This window comes from Actimicrobium sp. CCI2.3, from assembly GCF_035019065.1.
In the GTDB taxonomy this organism is placed as follows: domain Bacteria; phylum Pseudomonadota; class Gammaproteobacteria; order Burkholderiales; family Burkholderiaceae_D; genus Actimicrobium.
This window is the reverse complement of record NZ_JASJWR010000048.1, coordinates 1-23,015: the sequence shown is the minus strand read 5'-3', so window position 1 is coordinate 23,015 and position 23,015 is coordinate 1. Positions and strand designations below refer to the sequence as shown.

At 54.9% G+C, this 23,015-nt stretch carries 15 protein-coding genes and 1 pseudogene; 10 read left to right on the top strand and 6 right to left on the bottom strand.

The annotated features are described in order from the left end of the window. Positions 1-307 precede the first annotated feature (307 nt). Both QN370_RS19390 and QN370_RS19385 read right to left on the bottom strand, forming a co-directional pair. On the bottom strand, positions 308-760 hold the full coding sequence (locus QN370_RS19390; RefSeq protein WP_322126783.1) for a fasciclin domain-containing protein: 453 nt from the start codon (positions 758-760) through the stop codon (positions 308-310). Positions 761-915: 155 nt separating this feature from the next. Continuing rightward, a complete protein-coding gene (locus QN370_RS19385) occupies positions 916-1,677 on the bottom strand; it encodes a DeoR/GlpR family DNA-binding transcription regulator (protein ID WP_322126782.1) in 762 nt (253 codons plus the stop codon). Between the two features lie 142 nt (positions 1,678-1,819). Here QN370_RS19385 and glpD point away from each other — a divergent pair, with 142 nt between their 5' ends. After that, on the top strand, positions 1,820-3,385 hold the full coding sequence (gene glpD / locus QN370_RS19380) for a glycerol-3-phosphate dehydrogenase (protein ID WP_322126781.1): 1,566 nt from the start codon (positions 1,820-1,822) through the stop codon (positions 3,383-3,385). Between the two features lie 70 nt (positions 3,386-3,455). Then, entirely contained in the window at positions 3,456-4,250 is a 795-nt protein-coding gene (locus QN370_RS19375; RefSeq protein ID WP_322126780.1) for a thymidylate synthase, read from the top strand. A gap of 182 nt (positions 4,251-4,432) precedes the next feature. Here the strand turns inward: QN370_RS19375 and QN370_RS19370 are convergent, their stop codons facing one another. Beyond that, entirely contained in the window at positions 4,433-6,664 is a 2,232-nt protein-coding gene (locus QN370_RS19370) for a hypothetical protein (RefSeq protein WP_322126779.1), read from the bottom strand. Between the two features lie 316 nt (positions 6,665-6,980). Between QN370_RS19370 and QN370_RS19365 the strand changes: the two genes are divergently transcribed. From QN370_RS19365 to QN370_RS19355, 3 genes are all read left to right on the top strand, one after another. Beyond that, complete coding sequence (locus QN370_RS19365; RefSeq protein ID WP_322126778.1) at positions 6,981-7,469, top strand: dihydrofolate reductase; 489 nt, start codon at positions 6,981-6,983, stop codon at positions 7,467-7,469. Positions 7,470-7,471: 2 nt separating this feature from the next. Then, positions 7,472-8,056 carry a DUF4337 domain-containing protein gene (locus tag QN370_RS19360; RefSeq protein WP_322126777.1) on the top strand — a complete coding sequence of 195 codons (585 nt, stop codon included), beginning with the start codon at positions 7,472-7,474 and terminating at the stop codon, positions 8,054-8,056. A 169-nt stretch (positions 8,057-8,225) separates the two neighbouring features. Further along, entirely contained in the window at positions 8,226-10,478 is a 2,253-nt protein-coding gene (locus QN370_RS19355; RefSeq protein WP_322126776.1) for an arginine/lysine/ornithine decarboxylase, read from the top strand. Positions 10,479-10,721: 243 nt separating this feature from the next. On the opposite strand, the gene QN370_RS19350 is transcribed toward QN370_RS19355, so the two are convergent. Then, positions 10,722-10,994 (bottom strand): hypothetical protein, encoded by a 273-nt coding sequence (locus QN370_RS19350; RefSeq protein WP_323581793.1) that lies wholly within the window; start codon positions 10,992-10,994, stop codon positions 10,722-10,724. 153 nt (positions 10,995-11,147) lie between these two features. Here QN370_RS19350 and QN370_RS19345 point away from each other — a divergent pair, with 153 nt between their 5' ends. The 4 genes and pseudogenes from QN370_RS19345 to QN370_RS19330 all read left to right on the top strand — a co-directional run bounded on the left by QN370_RS19345 (position 11,148) and on the right by QN370_RS19330 (position 17,275). Further along, the gene (locus QN370_RS19345) at positions 11,148-13,085 is read left to right on the top strand and encodes a M4 family metallopeptidase (RefSeq protein WP_322126774.1); all 1,938 of its coding nucleotides are present in this window, start codon (positions 11,148-11,150) and stop codon (positions 13,083-13,085) included. 413 nt (positions 13,086-13,498) lie between these two features. Continuing rightward, positions 13,499-13,801: pseudogene (locus QN370_RS19340) on the top strand (hypothetical protein); the annotation flags it as partial. A gap of 126 nt (positions 13,802-13,927) precedes the next feature. After that, positions 13,928-15,046: an ankyrin repeat domain-containing protein gene (locus QN370_RS19335; protein ID WP_322126773.1), complete on the top strand. Its 1,119-nt coding sequence runs from the start codon at positions 13,928-13,930 to the stop codon at positions 15,044-15,046. Positions 15,047-15,418: 372 nt separating this feature from the next. Then, positions 15,419-17,275 (top strand): DUF4832 domain-containing protein, encoded by a 1,857-nt coding sequence (locus QN370_RS19330; RefSeq protein WP_322126772.1) that lies wholly within the window; start codon positions 15,419-15,421, stop codon positions 17,273-17,275. Positions 17,276-17,795: 520 nt separating this feature from the next. Here the strand turns inward: QN370_RS19330 and QN370_RS19325 are convergent. Further along, on the bottom strand, positions 17,796-18,149 hold the full coding sequence (locus QN370_RS19325; RefSeq protein WP_322126771.1) for a TerC family protein: 354 nt from the start codon (positions 18,147-18,149) through the stop codon (positions 17,796-17,798). 296 nt (positions 18,150-18,445) lie between these two features. Between QN370_RS19325 and QN370_RS19320 the strand changes: the two genes are divergently transcribed. Next, entirely contained in the window at positions 18,446-20,653 is a 2,208-nt protein-coding gene (locus tag QN370_RS19320; protein WP_322126770.1) for a PKD domain-containing protein, read from the top strand. Positions 20,654-21,202: 549 nt separating this feature from the next. Here the strand turns inward: QN370_RS19320 and QN370_RS19315 are convergent. After that, positions 21,203-22,162: a TerC family protein gene (locus QN370_RS19315; protein ID WP_322126769.1), complete on the bottom strand. Its 960-nt coding sequence runs from the start codon at positions 22,160-22,162 to the stop codon at positions 21,203-21,205. Between the last annotated feature and the right edge of the window lie 853 nt (positions 22,163-23,015).

The window sequence follows — 23,015 nt, the reverse complement described above, 5'->3', positions numbered from 1 at the left end:
GTCGGATTGGCGGTCTTTTTGCGTAGGGTGCAATAACCGAAGGGCATTGCACCGCGTGCCTCACCGTCATGCCAATGTCGATGCATCGTAAAAAATGCCATGTATGAAGTCCTGGCAAATGCGTCGCTTCGTTTGGTCGTTGCGCGACATGACCCGAGAACAAATTGACCGGCAATTTCCGGCGAACGCGTGGATATAAAAAAACCCCGTCGATGATAACGACGGGGTTTTTTCGTTTCCTGCTATTGGCTGGGCCGGAGTTCACGCCAGATCATGGTGTGCCCTCCCGTCCGTCAACATGGTGCTCTTACTTCGGCATCAGCACGGTATCAATCACGTGGATCACGCCATTGTCGGCAACGATGTCAGCCGTGGTGACCTTGGCCTTGTTGACGGTGACGCCACCAGTTGTTGCCAGCATCAGGTTTGAACCTTCGACAGTCTTGACGTTACCGGCCTTGATGTCTTTCGCCATCACGGTGCCTGGTACTACGTGGTAGGTCAGTACGGCGGTCAGCTTGGCTTTGTCTTTGAGCAGCGCGTCGAGGTCAGCTTTTGGTACTTTGGCAAACGCGGCGTCGGTCGGTGCGAAGACGGTGAACGGGCCTTTGCCCTTGAGCGTGTCGACCAGACCGGCGGCCTTGATGGCCGTTACCAGTGTGGTGAAGTTGCCTGCGCCAACGGCGGTATCAACGATGTCTTTGGCTTGTGCAGAGAAGGCGGCGGTAGCGATAGCGGCGGCGAGAAGAATTTTTTTCATGGTGTATTTCCTTTGATAAAGTGAAGTAGAAAATCAAGATGATTCCGTTTTTCGGATTGCTCTAAACGATGTCTTACTCTCTCACACATCTGCCAAGGCTGCTTAAAGTAACCATCAAGCGCTATTTCGTACCGCGCCAGTTCTATCGGAAACCATCACTGCGCCACCACCACCGTCACCTGCGCCGCGTTGAGCACCGCAGTCAATTCGGCCGGCGGCGCGGCATCGGTGAACAGCACGTCGATCTGCGACAGATGCGCCATGCGCACCAGCGCCTGGCGACCGAACTTGTCGCTATCGGCCACCAGCCAGACTTCGCGCGCCTGCTCGATGATCGCTTGTGCCACCTTGACTTCGCGTGAATCAAAATCACGCAACGTGCCATCGGCTTCGATGCTCGATACCCCAATGATGCTGATGTCGACCTTGAACTGACGGATGAAATCGATGGTCGCCTCGCCGACGATGCCGCGATCACGCCCGCGTACCAGCCCGCCGGTGACGATGACTTCGCACTCCGGATTGTCCGACAGGATGGTGGCGACATTGAGGTTGTTGGTCACTACATGCAACCCCTTGTGACGGACCAATGCGCGGGCAACGGCCTCCGTCGTCGTGCCGATGTTGATCAATAACGAACTGCCAGCAGGGACACGCGCCGCGACTTCGGCGGCAATGCGTTGTTTGGCATCGCTGTTGAGCATCTGGCGCTGGGTGTAGTCGATGTTCTCAACCGACGAGGGCAAACCGACACCACCGTGATAACGCGCCAGCAAGCGTGCCAGCTCCATCTGTTTGACATCGCGCCGCACGGTTTGCGGCGTTACGTCGAGTTGCTGCGCCAGCTCTTCTACCGAAATCGTGCCGCGCTTGCGGACCACTTCCAGCAATTGCCGTTGACGAGGATTGAGCGTCATCAAAATTCTCCACATTCTAAAATTGCCACCAAACGAATCCAAACGAAAATAAATAAACAAAATAAGTGTTGGTTACTGCTCGGTATCTGTCGTATCTTGTTCGCTGAATCATAACTAACTTTGCGCACGGAGGCGAGACAAGATGGTCCAAAATCAATCAAACGTCGACACAATATTCGAGGTCGATCTGCTGGTGGTAGGCGGTGGCATCAACGGCGCGGGCATCGCCCGTGATGCGGCAGGCCGCGGGCTGTCGGTGCTGCTCTGTGAAAAAGATGACCTCGCCGCGCACACCTCGTCGGCCTCGACCAAGCTGATCCACGGTGGTCTGCGCTACCTCGAACAGTACGAATTCAATCTGGTGCGCAAGGCACTAATCGAGCGCGAAGTACTGTTGCGCTCGGCACCGCACATCATGTGGCCGCTGCGCTTCGTAATGCCGCATGATCGCGGGCAGCGCCCAGCCTGGATGATCCGCATGGGCCTGTTCCTGTACGACAAACTCGCCCGCCGCGAAATGCTGCCCGGCTCGACCGGCGTGAACCTGCGCACCGACCCGACCGGCACGCCACTCAAATCTACTTTCACGCGCGGGTTCATGTATTCCGATGGGTGGGTCGACGATGCGCGGCTGGTGGTACTCAATGCGATCGACGCGGCCAGTCGTGGCGCGCAGATTCATACCCACACCACGTGCGTCTCGGCGGTACGTCACGACAAGCACTGGGATGTGACCTTGCGCAATGAGGTCGGCGAAACCGTCGTCATCCACGCTCGCGGCATCATCAATGCCGCCGGACCCTGGGCCGCGCACTTTCTGAAAGATGCCGCGCACCAGCCATCGGGCAAAACCGTACGCCTGATCAAAGGTAGCCACATCGTGGTCAAGCGCCTGTTCACCCATCCGCATGCCTACATTTTTCAGCATCCGGACGGCCGGATCGTGTTCGCGATCCCGTATGAAGACGACTTCACGCTGATCGGCACCACCGACCTCGAGTATCACGGCGACACCAATCACGTCGCTATCGAACAGCCTGAAATCGACTATCTGTGCGAGCTGACCAGCCGGTATTTTAAAGTACCGATTGTGCCGGCCGACGTGGTCTGGTCTTACTCGGGCGTGCGTCCGCTGGTCGACGATGCGTCAGCAGCAGCCTCCGAAGTGACGCGCGATTACCGGCTTGAATTCGATACCGTTGGCGCACCGATGCTCTCGGTTTTTGGCGGCAAGATCACTACCTTCCGCAAGCTTGCCGAAGAAGCGGTGGACTTGATCGCACCGGCGCTCGGCAACAACACGCCCAGCTGGACGGCCAATGCCTGCCTGCCAGGCGGCGACCTGTACGGCCCGATCCCTGCCAATCGTGCGGTCCTGGAGTTCGACCAGTACGTGCAGGGCTTGCAGAAAAAATATGCGTGGCTGCCAGCCAAACTGGTTGCGCGTTATGCCCGCGCTTACGGTACCCGCATCAATTTGCTGCTGGCAAAAAAAACCGCTATTGCCGACCTGGGCGAAGAAATCGCCGCCGGTCTGTATGCCGCCGAAGTGATCTACCTGATGCAACACGAATGGGCAACCTGCGCGGCCGATATCTTGTGGCGCCGCTCGAAGCTGGGATTGCACCTGCCCGCCAACACGGCAGAGCAACTCGACAGCTGGATAGCAGCGCAGCACAACAGCACGGCGGGCGCAGACGCCCGCTGAGGCGGTGGCGGCAGGTGGGTGCACAACGTCGATGCGCTACAATCGACACTCCTTTTTTCAGGTTTCCCCGATGCGCCAATACCTCGACTTCATGCGCCATGTCCAGCAACATGGCACCGAAAAAACCGACCGCACCGGCACCGGCACGCGCTCGGTGTTCGGCTACCAGATGCGCTTTGCGCTGCAGGACGGCTTTCCGCTGCTGACCACCAAAAAGCTGCATCTGAAATCCATCCTTCATGAACTGATCTGGTTTCTCAATGGCGCGACCAACATCGCCTACCTGAAAGAAAACGGCGTCTCGATCTGGGATGACTGGGCCGATGCCGACGGCAATCTCGGACCGATCTACGGCTATCAATGGCGCTCGTGGCCAACGCCGGACGGCAGCCACATCGACCAGATCACGCAAGTCATGGAGCAGATCAAGACCAATCCCGATTCGCGCCGGATGATTGTCTCGGCCTGGAATGTGGCCGATATCCCGAACATGAAACTGCCGCCCTGCCATGCGCTATTCCAGTTTTATGTAGCCGACGGCAAGCTGTCTTGCCAGCTGTACCAGCGCAGCGCAGATATCTTTCTGGGCGTGCCGTTCAACATTGCGTCATACGCGCTGCTCACGCACATGATGGCGCAGCAGGCCGGGCTGGAAGTCGGCGATTTTGTCTGGACGGGTGGTGATTGCCACCTGTACTCGAATCACATGGAGCAAGTCGATTTGCAGTTGACGCGCACGCCGCAGGCGTTGCCGACGCTAGTCATCAAGCGCAAACCGGAATCGATTTTTGATTACCGGTTCGAGGATTTCGAGATCACTGGCTACACGCCGGATGCGCATATCAAGGCACCGGTGGCGGTGTGAAATAAAGTGAAGTGACGTGAACAAGTCAAAAGAGGCACCTGCCGCAACTGCAGCAAGTGCCTTTTTTTATCGATCAAACGATGTGCTCAATCCCGGTTGTCACGATACCTGATGCGGTGGCAATCCGGCATACAAAGCCGTTGTCGCGCATTGCGGCAATCCCCTTTGGGTACGCGCGTACATCAAGGTGCGGTGTTGAACTTCGGATTCACAACCCCGTTAATTTCCGCCGACAGGCCTTCTGACGTCGCAAAGATTCGACCAATTTGAAAGCCGTTGCGGGTCAGACTTACCTGCCCTGATAAAGCCGGAGCGCTACTGAGCAATTTCAACCGCTCTGGTTCGGGCAACTGGTTATCAAGCACTACTGGAAACGACAATAGTCCGTTCGCCACGTAGCGCACGCCGGCAATCGTGAACGTACGACTGCGCTGCTCGATGGACGTCATCGCCAATTTGTTTGCAACGATCTCCTTTGAACTGAGGACCGTGTCGCCGGAAACGAATCGCGTCACCTCACCGGTGAGATTGTTGAGCAGCGTTGCACCCGATTCCGGCGCACTGACGTTGATGGACGTTTCCAGACCATTCATGCGCGATACCGTCGATGCCGACTTGTCGCTGCCATTGCCAGTGATGTCAGCGACCACCGTACTTGCCTGACGTGAAATACGTCGAACATTATCGGCATGCCAGGTCACACCAAGCGAAGTGACTTCCGCATTAGACGTATAACTGGCGCTCGCGAAGCCACTTAACTCCACGTCCGGATCATCCTGTGTAATGCACTTGTCAAAGGTTCCGCTGACGACATAATTGAGGTCAGCGGCATCACTACCAGCCGGAATTGGTCGGCCGTTGAGTAATCCGGACGCGATACCTGTACGGCAAACAGCTGCCGGAGCGAGCCACGTTCCGTTTCTTTCAAACAGATTCAGCGGGGCGCTCGTCACGCGGGATAAATCGAATCCGGCATACAACAGATTGAGCAGGTTGTTAAGATCGGCAATGCGTGCTGCATCGATGACGGCCAGTGTTGCCGTCTCGCTGATCACCGATCCAGACGCATTAGCCACCTTGACGGTGAATTGCGACTGACTGTCGGCCAGAGTTACGGACGGCAACCGATAGATCGACTGAGTGGCACCATCGATCACGCTGCCGTTACGCAACCACTGGTAGGTCATGGTCTCGTCACCCGCCATCAATGCAGAAAAAGCAACCGGGGAACCAGCAGGCGCAACCGTCGACACCACGGGGGCAAGAAAAACAGGCGCTAACTTTTCGCCTGCGGGCGACAGCGTCAGGCACGCTGGCAAGGTGATGTCGGTCGCCGATGGTCCGGCAGTCGCAGCCGTTGCACTGCGCGGAAAAGCGGCACTGATACTGGCCTGCCCATTGCGCTGAATCGCCACGCGAAATTTTCCTTGCGCGTCAGTCCTTGCCGTAGCGAGGCCGGAATAATCGATCCCCACACTGCGCACCATGATGCCATCCAGCGGCTGGTTGCCCGAACTCGACACACAACCATTGACGAAGATCGTATTGACCACCCTATCCGCATTCCACGTCGAAAAATGCGTCACGGTCCCTTCGTAATACTGATTCGGTGCCACCCCCGCCAGCGTCGCCGTGCCCTCCTCAACCCACAGTCCCGTCGTCTCATTGAAATAGAACAGCGCAATCGTCTGCTGCGGCAGACCGGAACGACTGGCCAGCGGAATGCGGATCGTGGCGCTTTTGCCAGACGCCAGGTTGAGTGGCTTGCCGCCAGCATCACGCAGTTGCACCGACAGCGCGCCGAAGCTCTCGATCGTGCTCCCTGTGCTGGAGGTGTAATCGCCCGGCATGTTGGCCGGATTGGTGGCGGGATTGATGGTGGCGATCCTGATGGTAATGGCCCCCTGTGGTGCCGCGCCGGTGGCGGCATCGACGACGCCGGATGGCGGGATGATGACGCTGGCCGCACTGTTGGTGTCGGTTAAGGTCGTGCCAATACTGTTGTCGAACGTGGCGCTGGCGGCGATCGGTGCCATGCGGCCGGTGATGCTGGCAGTCGCGCCGGACGTCACGGCGGTAGTGACGAATGCATCGGCATAGCCGTCACGCACGAAGCGAACCACTTGCCGGTCGGCGCTGCCAACCGCGTCCTGACTGAAGCTGCCGTCGGCAGCGGTGATGCCATTGGTGCCATTGATGCTGGCAACCTGGAACTGCACGCCGGCCAGTGGCAGGCCGGTGTCGCTGGCGACGACGATACCGGCAATGCGCCCGGTCGGTGCGCCAGCGATCGGCGGAGATGGCGCATCCGGCGAGCTTGCCGATGGCGTGCCGGATGAACCCGAGCCGCCCCCTCCGCACGCCGATAGAACCACCGCGCCAATCACAGAAATAACCCAGTAATGCACTTTCATGACCACAACTCCCGGTAAGGTTAAAAATAAAATTCGTCACCGAAAGTAGCTTTTAAATTATTTTTTTAGTAGCTTTTTGCGTGCCCGATAGCCTTTATTTGCCATCGCTGTAATCGTGCAATACAAGCGTGGGGATAACCCGACAGCACCCCCAAAAAACCACGCCACTATTGACCCTCTGCGCATGGATGCTTTGTCTGCCACGGACCTTGTGCGCCGGTATAATCCGTCGGTCGGCCGGCTCCACCCGGCCGCCGTGCTGATGCAACAGCTCTCTCATCGAGCCTCACCAACCTGACTTTCCGAACACCCTGACATGACTACTCTGACCCTGATCGTCGCCACCGACAACGCCGGTGGTATTGGCATCCGCAATACGCTGCCGTGGAAATTGCCGGAGGACCTGGCCCATTTCAAACGTACGACCACGGGCCATCCGATCCTGATGGGCCGCAAGACCTTTGAATCGATCGGCCGGCCGCTGCCAAACCGGCGCAATATTGTCATCAGCCGTAACCCGGACTGGCAGCACGAAGGCGTCGAGACCGTCACCTCGTTGCAGGCGGCACTGGCGCTGCCGGAAGCGGCAGACGTGTTCGTCATCGGTGGCGCAGAAATCTACCGGCTGGCGCTGCCGCTGGCAGACCGTCTGATCGTTACCGAGATTGCCCAGCGTTTTGATTGCGATGCGTTCTTCCCGCCTGTCGATCCGGCACAGTGGCAGGAAACCGCGCGCGACACCCATCACGCGTCATCGAATGGATTCGATTTCGCTTTCGTCACTTACCAACGCCAGAAAGGTTAATCATGTCAGAAGGTTTTCATGTCCACGGACCGCATGACCATGCAGTCGAACACGCCGGTCACGACGGCGATAAGTTTTCCGGCCGCATCGCCGTCATGACGGCGATCCTGGCGACCGTCGGTGCGCTGTTCGGCTATCTCGGCGGTGCCACGCAAAACAATGCAGCGATGCTCAAGAACGACGCCGCCATCAAAAAAACCGAAGCAGCCAACCAGTGGAATTACTACCAGGCCAAATCGAACAAACAAAATCTGGCCGAACTGGCGATGACCCTTCCGGGTGTGAACATCGACAAATACAAAGCCGACGTGGCACGCTACAAAACTGAAAAAGAAGAGATCAAAAAAGCCGCCGAAACTCTCGAAGCCGCATCGCAGGATTTCAACCATCAGTCCGAAGCGCAGATGCATGAACATCACCGCTGGGCGCTGGCGACCACAGCCGAACAGATCGCCATTTCGCTGGCAGCGATCACGTTGCTGACGCGCCGACGCTGGATGCAGTATCTTGCTTACGGCATTGCGGCCATCGGGCTTGGTCTGGGTGTACTGGCCTGGTTCCCGCATTTGCTGGGCGCGGCACACTGAATCAGCGCTCCGGCCTGGCGGGAAGTCACGTAACGGTCATCCCGCCGCCGCCACTTTTCTGCGAGAATTCGCATTCCCGTATTTTGTCGGAATTTTCACCATTTACAGCGCGCCCCGATCTGCGGCGTGTCTCACTTTCCGCGTGGCCCGGATGGCCTCTGGAGAACTCATGAAATTCCGCTTTCCTATCGTCATCATCGACGAGGACTTCCGCTCTGAAAACACCTCCGGCCTGGGCATCCGCGCCCTTGCCGATGCCATGGAAAAAGAAGGCATGGAAGTGCTCGGCGTGACCAGCTATGGTGACTTGTCGCAGTTCGCGCAGCAGCAATCACGTGCCTCGGCGTTCATCCTGTCGATCGACGATGAAGAATTCGGTGCCGGCTCGACGGAAGAAACCGACCATGCACTGCAACCACTACGTGCATTTGTCGCCGAAATCCGCCACAAGAATGCCGATATCCCGATCTACCTGTACGGCGAAACCCGCACCTCGCGCCATATCCCCAACGACATCCTGCGCGAACTGCATGGCTTCATTCACATGTTTGAAGACACGCCGGAATTCGTCGCGCGCCACATCATCCGCGAAGCCAAGTCATATCTGGATGGTCTGTCGCCACCGTTCTTCCGCGCGCTGGTGCATTACGCCAACGACGGTTCGTATTCGTGGCACTGCCCGGGCCACTCCGGCGGCGTGGCTTTCCTGAAGTCGCCGATCGGCCAGATGTTCCATCAATTTTTTGGTGAAAACATGCTGCGTGCCGACGTCTGCAACGCCGTCGAAGAACTCGGCCAGTTGCTCGACCATACCGGCCCGGTCGCCGCCAGCGAGCGCAATGCGGCGCGCATCTTCAATGCCGACCACTGCTACTTTGTCACCAACGGCACCAGCACCAGCAACAAGATGGTCTGGCATTCGACGGTCGCACCGGGCGACATCGTTGTGGTCGACCGCAATTGCCACAAGTCGATCCTGCACGCGATCATCATGACCGGCGCGATCCCGGTGTTCCTGATGCCGACCCGCAATCATCTCGGCATCATCGGCCCGATCCCGCTGTCGGAATTCACGATGGAAAACATCCGCAAGAAGATCGAAGCCAATCCGTTTGCCCGCGAAGCCAAAAACAAGAAGCCGCGCATCCTGACCATCACCCAGTCGACTTACGACGGCGTGATCTACAACGTCGAAACCCTCAAGCACATGCTCGATGGCGAAATCGATACGCTGCATTTCGATGAAGCATGGTTGCCGCACGCAACTTTCCATGACTTCTACAAGGACATGCACGCAATCGGCAAGGACCGTCCGCGTGCCAAGAAGTCGATGATCTTTTCGACCCAATCGACGCACAAGTTGCTGGCCGGCCTGTCACAGGCCTCGCAAATCCTGGTGCGCGAATCCGAGACCGTGAAGCTCGATCAGGATGCGTTCAACGAGGCGTACCTGATGCATACCTCGACATCGCCGCAGTATTCGATCATCGCGTCACTCGATGTCGCGGCCGCAATGATGGAAGCGCCAGGCGGCACGGCGCTGGTCGAGGAAAGCATTCTCGAAGCGCTAGACTTCCGTCGCGCGATGAAAAAGATCGACCTCGAATGGGGTCATGACTGGTGGTTTCAGGTCTGGGGACCGGATACCTTTTCGGAAGATGGTATCGGTGAGCGCGACGACTGGATGATCCGTGCCGAAGATGACTGGCACGGTTTCGGCAACCTCGCGCCGGGCTTCAACATGCTCGACCCGATCAAGGCCACCATCGTCAACCCGGGCCTGTCGCTCGACGGCAAGTTCGGCGAGACCGGTATCCCGGCCTCGATCGTCACCAAGTATCTGGCCGAGCACGGCGTGATCATCGAAAAATGCGGACTGTATTCGTTCTTCATCATGTTCACGATCGGCATCACCAAAGGTCGATGGAATACCTTGCTGACGGCGTTGCAGCAGTTCAAGGATGACTACGACAAGAACCAGCCGATGTGGCGCATCCTGCCGGAATTCGCCGCGGCCAATCCGCGCTACGAGCGCATCGGTCTGCGCGATTTGTGTCAGCAGATTCATGACTTCTACAAGGCTTACGACATCGCTCGCCTGACCACCGAGATGTATCTGTCGGACATGCAACCGGCCATGAAACCATCGGATGCGTTTGCGATGATGGCGCACCGCGAAATCGACCGGGTCCCGATCGACGAGCTCGAAGGCCGCGTCACGTCGATCCTGCTGACGCCGTATCCACCGGGCATTCCGCTGCTGATCCCGGGTGAGCGGTTCAACAAGACCATCGTCGACTACCTGAAATTCGCGCGCGATTTCAACGAGAAATTTCCCGGCTTCGAGACCGATGTGCATGGGTTGGTCACGCGGGAAGTCGATGGCAAGCGCGGTTATTTCGTGGATTGCGTGCGGAAGTAAATCAGTAAGTAAGTAAGTTTTCCTGACCGGCCTTTCTCAACAGGCTGGTCATTTTTTTCGTCCTTTTACTGGACGACTACAGACAGCAACACTTCCCAAGTTTGCTGTGTTTAAAATTTGATTTAAACCAGAAGTAACCCCAGAATCAAATCATTCTTCAAGGCATTATCCGCAGCAGCACCGCGACTTCACCGCCACAGATCACATAAAAAGTAAACAGGTCGTCAACCACGACCGTGCTTTTCAACAAATACCCAGAGAAACATCGCTACCGCCGTAGTAAAACCGAATCGTGCAATTCCTAACCGAAACAGGATCCCGCATGAACGTCTTTGCGTACTGTTTGCTGATGTCATTGCTCACAAGGCTGCGGCGCGACGCTAGCGCTGGCGCTGGTGCCATCTCGACGTCACGCACGTTGTCCTTCTTCTTGTCTCCCGCTGTGCTGCTGCGCTGGTCACTCGGCCGCGGCAACTCCTCCTGAATCACCGCAACCCGGCTATCTGAACGCAGCATGCAGTTGATCGCCGGCAGCATTGATTACCAAACGGACATCAACCCGGTCGCTTTTCGGGACCTCGGGAGGGGCTGCGCTTTGCCCACGTTGTTGCCTACGTTGTTGTCCGCGCTTTACCCGAAGCACCGTGTTGTACTCCCCGCCGAAGTGACATGACGTATCTCACCTTAAAGAAGGACCAGCTCACCATGACTTCTAAACTCAACTTCACCAACTGTGCACTCCGCCCGCTCCTGATCGTGGTCCTGATTGCCGGGGCCAGCAACGCGATGGCGTCGCGACGCGCCCATAAAGACTTTGAATACACCGGCAAACGCCCGCTTTGGAAGGAACTCTTGCTAAGTAACGCGGCGGAGCTCAAAGCACTGAGAACAATGGAATACAAGGCCACGAATACGAAGGTCACGCGCTACCAGCAGTTTTACAATGGCTGGCCGGTCGAAAACGCCTACGTGGTCGACACCCTCAACGAAGCTACCGGCCAACACCACGTGTTGGGCTCGATACAGCGCGGTCTCGCCAGTGACCTGTCGGCCTACACCACGCAAATCACAAAAGAAAAGGCATTAGAACTTGCCGAGACCAGTGCAAGCGTCCAAGACGCTACCAAAATCACACAAATAAAGGTGGAGCTCAACATCAAGCCCGACATCAATAAAGAAGGCCCTGCGACCCTAGGGTACGCCGTTTCGTTCATAGAAAATTCACAACAACACAAACGGCTGAGCTACCGGGTCGATGCGACCAGCCAGGCTGTGGTCAGCACGGGAGACCTCACCGCACGTCTGAATGCGACCGGCCCCGGCGGCAATGGCAACACCGGCAAGTACCTATACCCCAGCACATTGGCAGACGGCACCAAGCTTAAAAATCTGGTCGTTACCAGCGATTGCACAATGAAAAGCGATGATGTGTTTGTGGTCGACCGGTACACAGACGAGAATAACGAAACCCCGTTCAAGTTTGTTGATTGTCCGGACCCTCACTCAGGCAATACTCCGACAAATCCCGAGCAAAACCTCAATGGTGCGTTCTCGCCGATCAACGATGCCTACTACTTCGGTCAGGTGGTCTTCGACATGTACCGTGATACTGGCTACCTTGGCCTGCCCCCGATCGACCATATTTTGCAGATGAACGTCGACGTACTTAGCCTCGGACAAAGTGCCGTCTGGAATGGCACGGCAAATTTTGGCCAAGGCAGCGACATCACTTATCCGATGGTCTCACTCGATAGGGTGGCCCATGAAGTCAGCCACGGCTTCACTGAAGAGAATTCCAAGATGCCACTTAGTGGAGAACCCGGCGGCATGACTGAAGCGTTCTCGGACATGGCAGGCGAAGCCGCCAAGTTCTTTCTGCACGGCCATAACGACTTCCATGTGTACTCAGATTTGTTCAAAGATGGCAAGAGCGCGTCGCGCTACATGGACAACCCAAGGAAGAATGGCCGGGGAATCGACAACAGGTCGAATTACAACCCGACTCTTGATGTGCATGATTCCGCCGGCGTCTACAGCAAGGCTTTCCAACTGCTGGCGACCACAAAGAACTGGGACACGCGAAAAGCGTTCCAGGTGATGGCACACGCCAATCTACTTTACTGGGGTCCAGACAGTACCTTTAATAAGGGCGCTTGCGGGGTTGAACAATCGGCCCGCAATCTTGGCTATGCGGTGGCCGATGTGACTGCCGCCTTTGCCAGTGTCGGTGTCAGTTGCACCGACCCAACGACGGACAACACCATGCTGGCCAACGGCATTCCCGTCAGAGGGATCAAGATGGGTGGGGGTGGACTTGACAACTTTAGAACCTACTCCTTCAATGTCCCAGCCGGCCAGACCAACCTGACGTTTTCTTTGACAGGTGAAACAAATGCGACGGGTAATAACATAGGTGATGGAGACATCTATATGAAGTTCGGCTCGCCGCCAGACTTAAATATCTACGATGCCAAGTCGGATCAATATGGGAACAGTTACGAGACAATCACTATCCCTAATCCGAAGGCAGGCACGTATTATTTGATGATTGATAATGGTTTATATGGTGATCTATGGGTGTCACTGGTGGCCAACTACAGCAAGTGACAGTGCTACTGACGTTGTCAGCAGCCGGTTGAAAAGGCGCAACCCAGTCCGGGTTGCGCCTTTTCCATTTGCGCGCTCAGCATGGACACAATCCTGTGGGTAAAAGTCCCGACGCGAGCTGACCACCGTGAGCAAAGTGCAGCGCAACCACATACCGCCAACCAGGTTTAGGAACGTGCCACATGCGGCACGGTACGAACCATCAATCATGCGCCGATGGACAAGAGCTGCAGCGGACAAGTCAATACAGCCGCAGCGATAAGTTTTATCACCCTATTCCACTCGAAGATTGAGGGCGACGAGTTGCCCAATGCCGAGTGCAATCTGATGCAGTGACCTAACCCGGCAATCTCATCGGCGACGTCATTTTTTGCTGACGCCTGATTGGCTTCAGTACGCTACCAGCCCCGCTCCATGGCTTCCAGATCGAGAAATACGGGCGGTATTCATTCTTCATCACGTTCACGACCGGCATCACCAAGGATCGCTAAAAAACCGTGGTGACCGCTTCGCAGCAGTGCGAGGATGACTACAACAAGAACCAGCCCCTGCAGCGCATCCTGCCGGAATTCGCAGCAGCCACGCTGCGCGACGAGCGCAGCGGCCTGCGCGAATTCAACGAATAATTTCACAGCGTCGCAACCGACATGCATGGCCTGGTCACGCGGGAAGTTGATGGCAAGCGCGGTTATTTCGTGGACTGTGTTCGCAAATAATTCTTGCCAGCGGACTTTTTTGCGGAGCCGACAGCTTTTTTTCGAGCCGTAGCGGAACCATCTCCCAGCCCTGTCCACTCAATGGCGGTCGACATCCGTCGATCTTCATCAAGAAAGGGTCGTGTCGTGGGCAATTGTCTGGCAAGAACTGGTTCGTCGAGACCGATAACTATTCCGGTGCAGGTCGCCGCCGCCGTGGTGGCGCAACCCGATCCAGAACCTGCACGGCCGCCGTCTCCGGCGCAGGTCGCCGCCGCCGTGGTGGCGCAACCCGATCCAGAACCTGCACGGCCGCCGTCTCCGTCGTCGGCAACGTCGGTGCTGTCGGCATCGGCGCAAGCACGCTGGCGGCAAGTCTGCAATCAACCACTGAGTGGTCAACTGGTCGAGCGGGGATTACTGAGGCCCGGCACAAGGCTGGATTTTTCATTTGAAGAACGCGCCGAGATCGGTCGTGCCCTTACCCATCTTCCTCCTGGCGCGCAATTCTGGTCGACTGTGGCAGTTGCCTGCCAACTTGGCAATCCCGTCCGGTTCGGGGCAGTCGAGACCTTGATCCGGCATGGTCTGCTCGACCCGAATGAGCAGCTTGGCCACCTCACCTTGCTGCAAATGGTCTGCCTGGAGGGCCAGAATGCATGGCCAAGAATAGAAAACCCGTTGACCCTGGAACACCGGATCGCGTCGCTGATCGCATTAGGCGCAGACATGGATCGGGAAGATCTTGCGGCCGCCTCCTTGTTACGACTAATCTGGCAAAGGAACGATACCGATGGTCACCTTGCGGCGGCCGCTCTCCTTGCCCATGGATGTGATCCGCTGCAACATGCTGCGCTAAACGTCGAGTTGCTCGAGCACGCAGCGGACCGGGGCAACTTGCCGGTAATCCGGGGCTTGCAGAGGGCGGGGTTGGCACTGGACCTGCCTCTCGACGAACTGAACAGTACCGCGCTCCACCTTGCCGCCGGTCATGGGTATGACGAGATACTGCGCTTCCTGGTCACCGAGGGCGGTGTCGATATCAATGCTGTCGACGACAATTTATCCACTGCACTGCATCTTGCCACCGAGAATTTTAACTTTGAGACGGTAAGGACCTTACTGGAAATGCAGGCCAATCCTAACTGCGTCGACATCGATGGCATGTCACCACTGATGGTTGCCTCGCGCCATTATTCGGAACCACTGCGCGCCTTGCTGATACAGCACGGCGCTAATCCGAACATGACCGCTTCCGATAACTGATCGTTCCCGATGGCCACCACCGTGCATGGACGTGTCCATGCTCAACCTTGGCCATGCCAGGATTTTCAAGATGCATTTGTGATGATGGCGCCGTGCGAAATCAACCAGGTCCTAATCGACGGACTGGAACAGTAGCCGACCCTGAACAGGGGCTGAGAGTTTGCGTTGTCCGGGAACATTTACAACGCTTTTGATTGGTATGGCGTCGCTTTGATGCGGAAAGGTGAGCAATTCCCCTCTATCGCCGTGCTTGCTGTTGTTGCGAAACAAAGCAAGCGCTAGATAACTAGTTTTAGTTTCTTTGTCGTAATAGTCGGTTTGCTTTCTTTGGTAGCATGGAGGTTCGCACCTTTTTCCTATCCGGAGCTCTCAATGAACACGCACAGGCAACTGAATAAAATCATTGTTGCGCATAGATGGTCTGCACAGGTAACTGTTATCAGCCTAATGAGCTTTCTGCTGCAGGCTTGTAACCGAGACGCCGTAAATGCCGGATCACCCGCACTGGCAACAGCGCCATTGACACTGCCAACACCAACCACACCAACCACACCAACCACAGTAACCACACCGTCAACACCATCAACATCAACACCGTCACTTGTACCTACACCTGTAACTGCAACTGCAACTGCAACTGCACCTGTAACTGCACCTGTCGTAAGTTCAGACAAAGGCATGACAGTCAGCGAATCTAACAACACGGCAGTACTGAAGGGAGGTGTCAGCCCCTTCAAAAACGCGTTGACAAAATTAGACCCAAGCCCAAATCCACCTACAACTGCACACACCTACAAATTTAATAACGGTCCTTTGAAAAACCCTCTAAAAGGCTGGAGCGGCGCTCAGTTTTATACAAATCCCGAATGGACAGTCGGACATCAGTACATAGACTGGAGTGGGTTCGAGCCAAGCCAGGGTCATTTCGATTACCCATTTGTCGAAAATATCATTAACCAACCAGGCTCGAAAGGAAAGCATGTTGTCCTTCGGCTCTTTTGCGATTTTTGGAGTAATGTGCCCACCCACTGCCCCCAATGGATACGTGACCAAATAGGCGTCGCGACAATTACAGGCAAGGACAATGCCAAAATAACGGATTATAACGATACAAGATACGTCGATAGGGCAAAAAGTGCCATTGCGGCTTTGGCTTATCAATACGACAAGGATCCTCGGGTGATGGCTTTTGAATTGGGGCTTCTTGGCTACTTCGGCGAGTGGCACACTGCCCGTTTCACAAATCTTGATGGCAGTGGCTACAACATTTCTACCGACACAAAAAGTGCCATCCTCAACGCCTATGAGACAAACTTCACCCAAAAAAAACTTGAAGGCCGTTATCCATGGGACGAAACACTGAAGAAATCAACGCGTATCGGTTTTCACAATGATGTCTTTAACCCGAACAACAGTCAAAGTAATGATTTTAATAACAATATATTCGATCACCCGGATCTGGTGAAGTACGGCCCAATCGGCGGAGAGGTTCCGGATCGAAACAATGACGAGCTGAAAGCAGAAAAACCGTTACTTTTACATGGCGCGGGAGCGACGATGATTAACAACGGACATTACTCCTACATGTTTGCTGGCGCGTATAACGTCAATCCTGGTGAAACTGATTACGATAAATTTCTGGATCTGAGTAAGCTGATGGGCTACAACTACCAGATCAAGAGTGCGAATTTTGCGGATACTTTGTCAAAACAAGACACAATGTACGTGGACATCGAAGTAGAAAATATTGGCGTTGCACCAATTAGCTACGACTGGAATGTGGAGTTTGCATTGCTGAACAACAAGTACGAACCAGTGACGTCATCGCAGGCTGACTGCAGCTTGACGAAAGTTCTGGGACAGAATGATGTTAAACCTTCCACCACCACCTCTGGCTCGACGGAAGTTCCGCCACCTAATGTTGTTAAACCTTCTACCAATTTGATTCTTAGCAAGTTGAGTCCGGGAGACTACAAAGTCGCAGTAAGAATCAGCCAGCCGGGTGCCACCGAAAAAAAGGATGTCCTTTGGGGCCTTGATGCCAGAAATGTCTATATTCAATTTGCGAATGAATCTGTGATATTGCCCGAAAAGGGTGGTATTCCGACGTTGACCGAAGTGAATATTGATCATAAGTTACTCGTAGTGGAGGGTAAATGGGGGTCTGATAATGAATTTATTGGCGGATGGTCGGTCTTAGGAACAGCCACGGTAACCGGACCCAAGTGAGCTCGACGAAAGCAGATTTCACAGTGCAACAACTGTAGTGGTCTACTTGGGATACCTCGGCGGTTGGGAAACGCCACCGCCGGGGGAAAATCAATGACAAAGCAACGACAACTGCTCGACATCAGCGTGAAATCTAAAGTAGACCCATCCGTCAAGACAGCTTTTGCCTGCGTTCAAGCCAAGGTCTCGAACCTTCTCGCAAGGCTCCGCCACAACGGGCACCACGAGGATTTTTGTGGCGTGCTGGAGGTAGACCTGGTCGGTCATGGCATCGGAAGATTGTTCCGCAATTCCAATCCCGGAACCTATCGGCCAACTGGCAGCCGGTATCGGTGGCACCCTGCAGCCACGCACTCGCGGAGTAGACCTTCATCGCAGGGCATTGCACCGTGCGCACTGTCACGACGACAAGCCGGACGGGATGACGTTGTCGCGCACTGACTGGCAAAACTTTGCGCAGGATTGTCATCCAGAACCAGCTCCTGGCCAGCAGCCCACCCCATCCTGACACCCGTGACAATCAGGAACGCGCCGAACAGATACAGACCCCGCTGAACCCGGCCAGTAACCATCCACCGAGCAAAATCATGATCGAGCGCAACACAATCGCACCGATGATGAAGACCATCAGCACCCGTCTCTGGAAAGCCTTGGGCACGGCGAAGTGCGTGAAGATCAGCAGAAATGCAAAGATATTACTCACCGCCAGCGGCTTCTCAACAGGTAGCCGGTAAAAAAATTCGAATGCCTTTGTGTTGGCGATATCGGCCGAGCCGCTCGCATCTCTTCCGATAACTGATCGTTCCCGATGGCCGCCATCGTGCATGAACGTGTCCATGCTCAACCCTGCCATGCCAGGATTTTCAAGATGCATTTGTGAGGATGGCGCCGTGCGAAATCGACCAGGTCCTAATCGACGGATTGGAACAGTAGCCGACCGTGAACAGGGGCTGAGAGTTTGCGTTGTACGGGAACATTTACAACGCTTTTGATTGGTATGGCGTCGCTTTGATGCGGAAAGGTGAGCAATTCCCCTCTATCGCCGTGCTTACTGTTGTTGCGAAACAAAGCAAGCGCTAGATAACTAGTTTTAGTTTCTTTGTCGTAATAGTCGGTTTGCTTTCTTTGGTAGCATGGAGGTTCGCACCTTTTTCCTATCCGGAGCTCTCAATGAACACGCACAGGCAACTGAATAAAATCATTGTTGCGCATAGATGGTCTGCACAGGTAACTGTTATCAGCCTAATGAGCTTTCTGCTGCAGGCTTGTAACCGAGACGCCGTAAATGCCGGATCACCCGCACTGGCAACAGCGCCATTGACACTGCCAACACCAACCACACCAACCACACCAACCACACCAACCACACCAACCACACCAACCACAGTAACCACACCGTCAACACCATCAACATCAACACCGTCACTTGTACCTACACCTGTAACTGCAACTGCAACTGCAACTGCAACTGCAACTGTAACTGCACCTGTCGTAAGTTTAGATAAAAGCATGACAGTGAGCGAACCTGACAGCACGGCGATACTGAAGGGAAGTGTCATCGCCTTCAATAGTGTCATAGTCAACACAGCCTGGACTCAGGTCTCCGGACCGACCACCGCAACCCTAAGCGCAACCAGTAACAACATACTTACTGTCAGCGACTTGCACGGGGGCGACTATGTGTTTCGCCTTACGGCGACAGATAATCGGGGAAATGTGGCCACTGCCGATGAAACGGTCACCGTCGTCCCCGGTACGTACGCCGATGTTCCCGGTCTTACGGAGTCCGAACAGTATCGATTTCAAGTACGAGCAAATATACCCGGGACTTCTTTTGTCAAGAGCTTTGCTCTCATCACGACGGCAAGATATAAGCTAAATAACGACCTTCACGACACCACGTATTTCGAAATCTTGGGCGGGTGGAGTAATACCTACACCAACTTTGTGATGACCGACCCTGTGGAAGTTGAAATCAGCCGAAAGGACGGCAGTGCAATTACCAGCGCTGTGGTCCATCCCACGGTGAGAGCGCAGGCCGCCACGATCAGGAATGGCAAGGCTTACGTAGTAATGGATAAACCTGCCCAAATCACTGTTGATATTGATGGCAAGATGGACACGCAAAACACAGGATTTCAACTTATAGAAAAGAAAGGACCTAGCGAAGACGACCGTGGCCAGGCATATCCTGGCCCTCCAATACACACGGTAACGGTCTTTGCAAATCCCCCGATTACCAACCTTCCCAAGTTGGGCGATGCGGGTGTCTATGCCGTCGAGCCCGGAACGAAGCCGCCTACCGACAGCAGCCAGTACACCACGCTTTACTTTAAGCCGGGAGTTCACGATATTGGCAGAGCCTTCCCCATCTGGAAAAACAAAAATTATTATATCCCGGGCGACGCCATTGTATATGGCACGTTAAACGGCGAAGGCGGAGGCACGTTAATCACAGACACCGACATTTGGAATAACGGCCAGAACATCAGGATATTTGGTTATGGGACACTGTCAGGTGCCCGGCTGCCACACCCAAAGTTCGACACGAGCACGGCTCCCGCGCATGTTAGCAAACCCAGCAATCCCATCTTTATTTTGGGCGCAGACAACACCACATTAGAAGGGATCACCATTGCAGATTCTGCGCATCATTCCGTCCAAATGTGGGGCTTCGATGACACTAAGCCGTCACTCACAAAATGGGTAAAGATTTTTACGTGGCGAGAAAATGGCGATGGCATCAATCCTTGTTGCAGTATGAGAGTTGAAGATACCTTTTTGAGAACCCAGGACGATGCGCTTTATACAAATGGTTTAGGAATGGCAAGGCTGGTCGTGTGGAACGATGCCAATGGCACGGCGTTTGTGATGAACGCGTTACCGTCAGGTGACAAGTCGGAGTACGTTATTGAAGATTCCGATGTGGTCTATGAACGTGTCGCTTGGTATCAGTGGGGAGGCGGGCGAGTCTTCTCTGTGCGACCCGAAGGTAGTTTGAGAATCGGCGGTAAAGTTACCTTTCAAAACATCAGAATTGAGGATCAATTCCCGACTTACCAGACATTCCTTCTCAACACAAAGGACCTTTGGTGTGACATGACCATTACGTCGCCGGGTCCTTGTGGGTTGACCGGGGTAACTTTTCGGAATATCACGGTTGCCGCCAAGAGCGTTTTCGGCTACCCGGAAATCCTTCAAGGGTATTCGACCCAGCCCATTAACAACATTACTTTCGACAACGTCGTTATCGCAGGAAAAAAAATAAATAGTGTAAATGACTTCTCGAATACTCATTATGAAACGGCCGACCTTACCAAAGATAAAGGTAGAAAATCCGTTGACACTTCGACTGTGACGAACATCACTTTCAAGTGATCAGACCCAGATAAGTGTAAGTGAGCCCCCTCAACCAATAATTCAGTAGTGAGGGGGCATCCGCCGAAGACCAGTCACCAAGGAATCAGATTGGCGCATGCAATGTCTAGGCTGTGACCTGAACATCTTTCGGACACCATTGTTTTATCCGGAATAGATCAAAGCCTAGACTGAAATCTAAAGTAGACCCATCCGTCAAGACAGCTTTTGCCTGAGTTCAAGCCATGGTCAGGAACCTGCGCGCAAGGCTCCGTCACAACGGGCACCACGAGGATTTTTGTGGCGTGCTGGAGGTAGGCTTGGTCGGTCATGGCATCGGAAGATTGTTCCGCAATTCCAATCCCGGAACCTATCGGCCAACTGGCAGCCGGTATCGGTGGCACCCTGCAGCCACGCACTCGCGGAGTAGACCTTCATCGCAGGGCATTGCACCGTGCACACTGTCATCGACGACAAGCCGCACGGGATGACGTTGTCGCGAACCGGCATAAGTCACTGATGCCATCGCCTTTGCATCAGTGTGACCTTCCAACCAAAACCAACACGGGCTTATTCTTTGGGCTGACCGGGAGCCGTGCGCACGCTCAGCCACATCGTCAGGATCAGGATACCGACCACCACGCCCAGCGAGAACAGCACCGGAATCTTGAACACATCGACCAGGCACATCTTGGCACCAATGAACACCAGAATCACCGCCAGACCATAGTTCAGCAGATGGAATTTATTGGCAACGGCAGCCAGCAGGAAGTACATGGCTCGCAAACCCAATACGGCGAAGACATTACTGGCCAGTACGATAAACGGATCACTGGTAATGGCGAAAATGGCGGGAATGGAGTCCACGGCAAAGATCACATCGGTGAGCGCAATCAGACAGATCACCATGAACAACGGCGTAGCGATCTTCTTGCCGTTTTCCATCGTCCAGAAGCTTTCGCCGTCGTAGTTTTTACTGACTGGCAAAACTTTGCGCAATAACTTCAACGCAGGATTGTCATCCAGATCCGGCTCCTGGCCAGCAGCCCACCACATCTTGATACCCGTGATAATCAGGAATGCGCCGAACAGATACAGAATCCAGTGGAACTCTGCCAGCAACCAGCCACCGACCAGAATCATGATTGAGCGCAAGACAATCGCACCGATGATGCCGATCATCAGCACCCGTTTCTGGAAAGCCGTCGGCACGGCGAAGTACGTGAAGATCAGCAGAAATACAAAGATGTTGTCCACCGCCAGCGACTTCTCGATCAGGTAGCCGGTCAAAAATTCGAGTGCCTTTGTGTTGGCGATATCGGTCGAGCCAGTCGCATCCTTGACCGCCCACCAGAACAGACCATTGAACAGCAAGCTGAGCGCAATCCAGACCAGCGACCACCGCAGCGCTTCCTTGACGCCAATGTCATGCGCCCCCTGCTTTTTAAGTACGAAAAAATCAACGAACAGCGACATCAGCACGATGCCGCCGAACGTGATCCATAGCCAGAGAGGGGCAATTGTTTGCATGGGAACTTCCAGGTAATTGGTTAGCAATCCTCTCCAGAGGACTTGCTTGCGCTGCGGGCAACGGTGCCAGCACAGTACGGCCCCAAGTCTAGCGGCATATCTCCATGTTTACACTGACAAATTCGCCAATATCGCCTGCAAAAGCAGGAGTGTTGCCGCGAATTTCCGAGCGGATTCCGATCGCTGATAACCCGTTACGCAGTGGCTCTGCAATCAGCCCGTAGGGTGAAATAGCCGAAGGGCATTGCACCGAATGAACCGGCTGCGGTTGCTGATTCTAAGTGCGCTCCGTCATGACCTGGCCGGGGGCGGCTCCGGTTTGCTTTTTCATGCTGTCGCAAACCCCATCGGTAGCAACCAGGGTCAGAGTTTTTTTTCGCGGGCTTTATCGCGAAAATTACTCTGACCCTGCTTGCGGGTTCGGAGCGCTTGCCATCCAGTTTCCGTGCTGGAGTTACTGATTCTTTTTCTGCTCCGTCATGACCTGGCCAGGGGCGGCTCCGGTTTGCTTTTTCCTGCGGTCGCAACCTCCTATCGGTAGCAACCAGGGTCAGTGTTTTTTTTCGCGGGCCTTATCGCGAAAATTACACTGACCCTGCTTGCGGGTTCGGAGCGATTGCCATCCAGCTTCCGTGCTGGGGTTGCTTGAGTGGCTGCCACTTCGTCATAACCTAGCAGGGGGTGGCCCCGGTTTGCTTTTTCCTGCGGTCGCAAACCCCTATCGGTAGCAACCAGGGTCAGTGTTTTTTTTCGCAGGCTTTATCGCGAAAATTACACTGACCCTGGTTGCGGATTCGGAGCACTTGCCATCCAATTTCCCTGCTGCGGTTGCTTGCGTGGCTGCGTCTCCGTC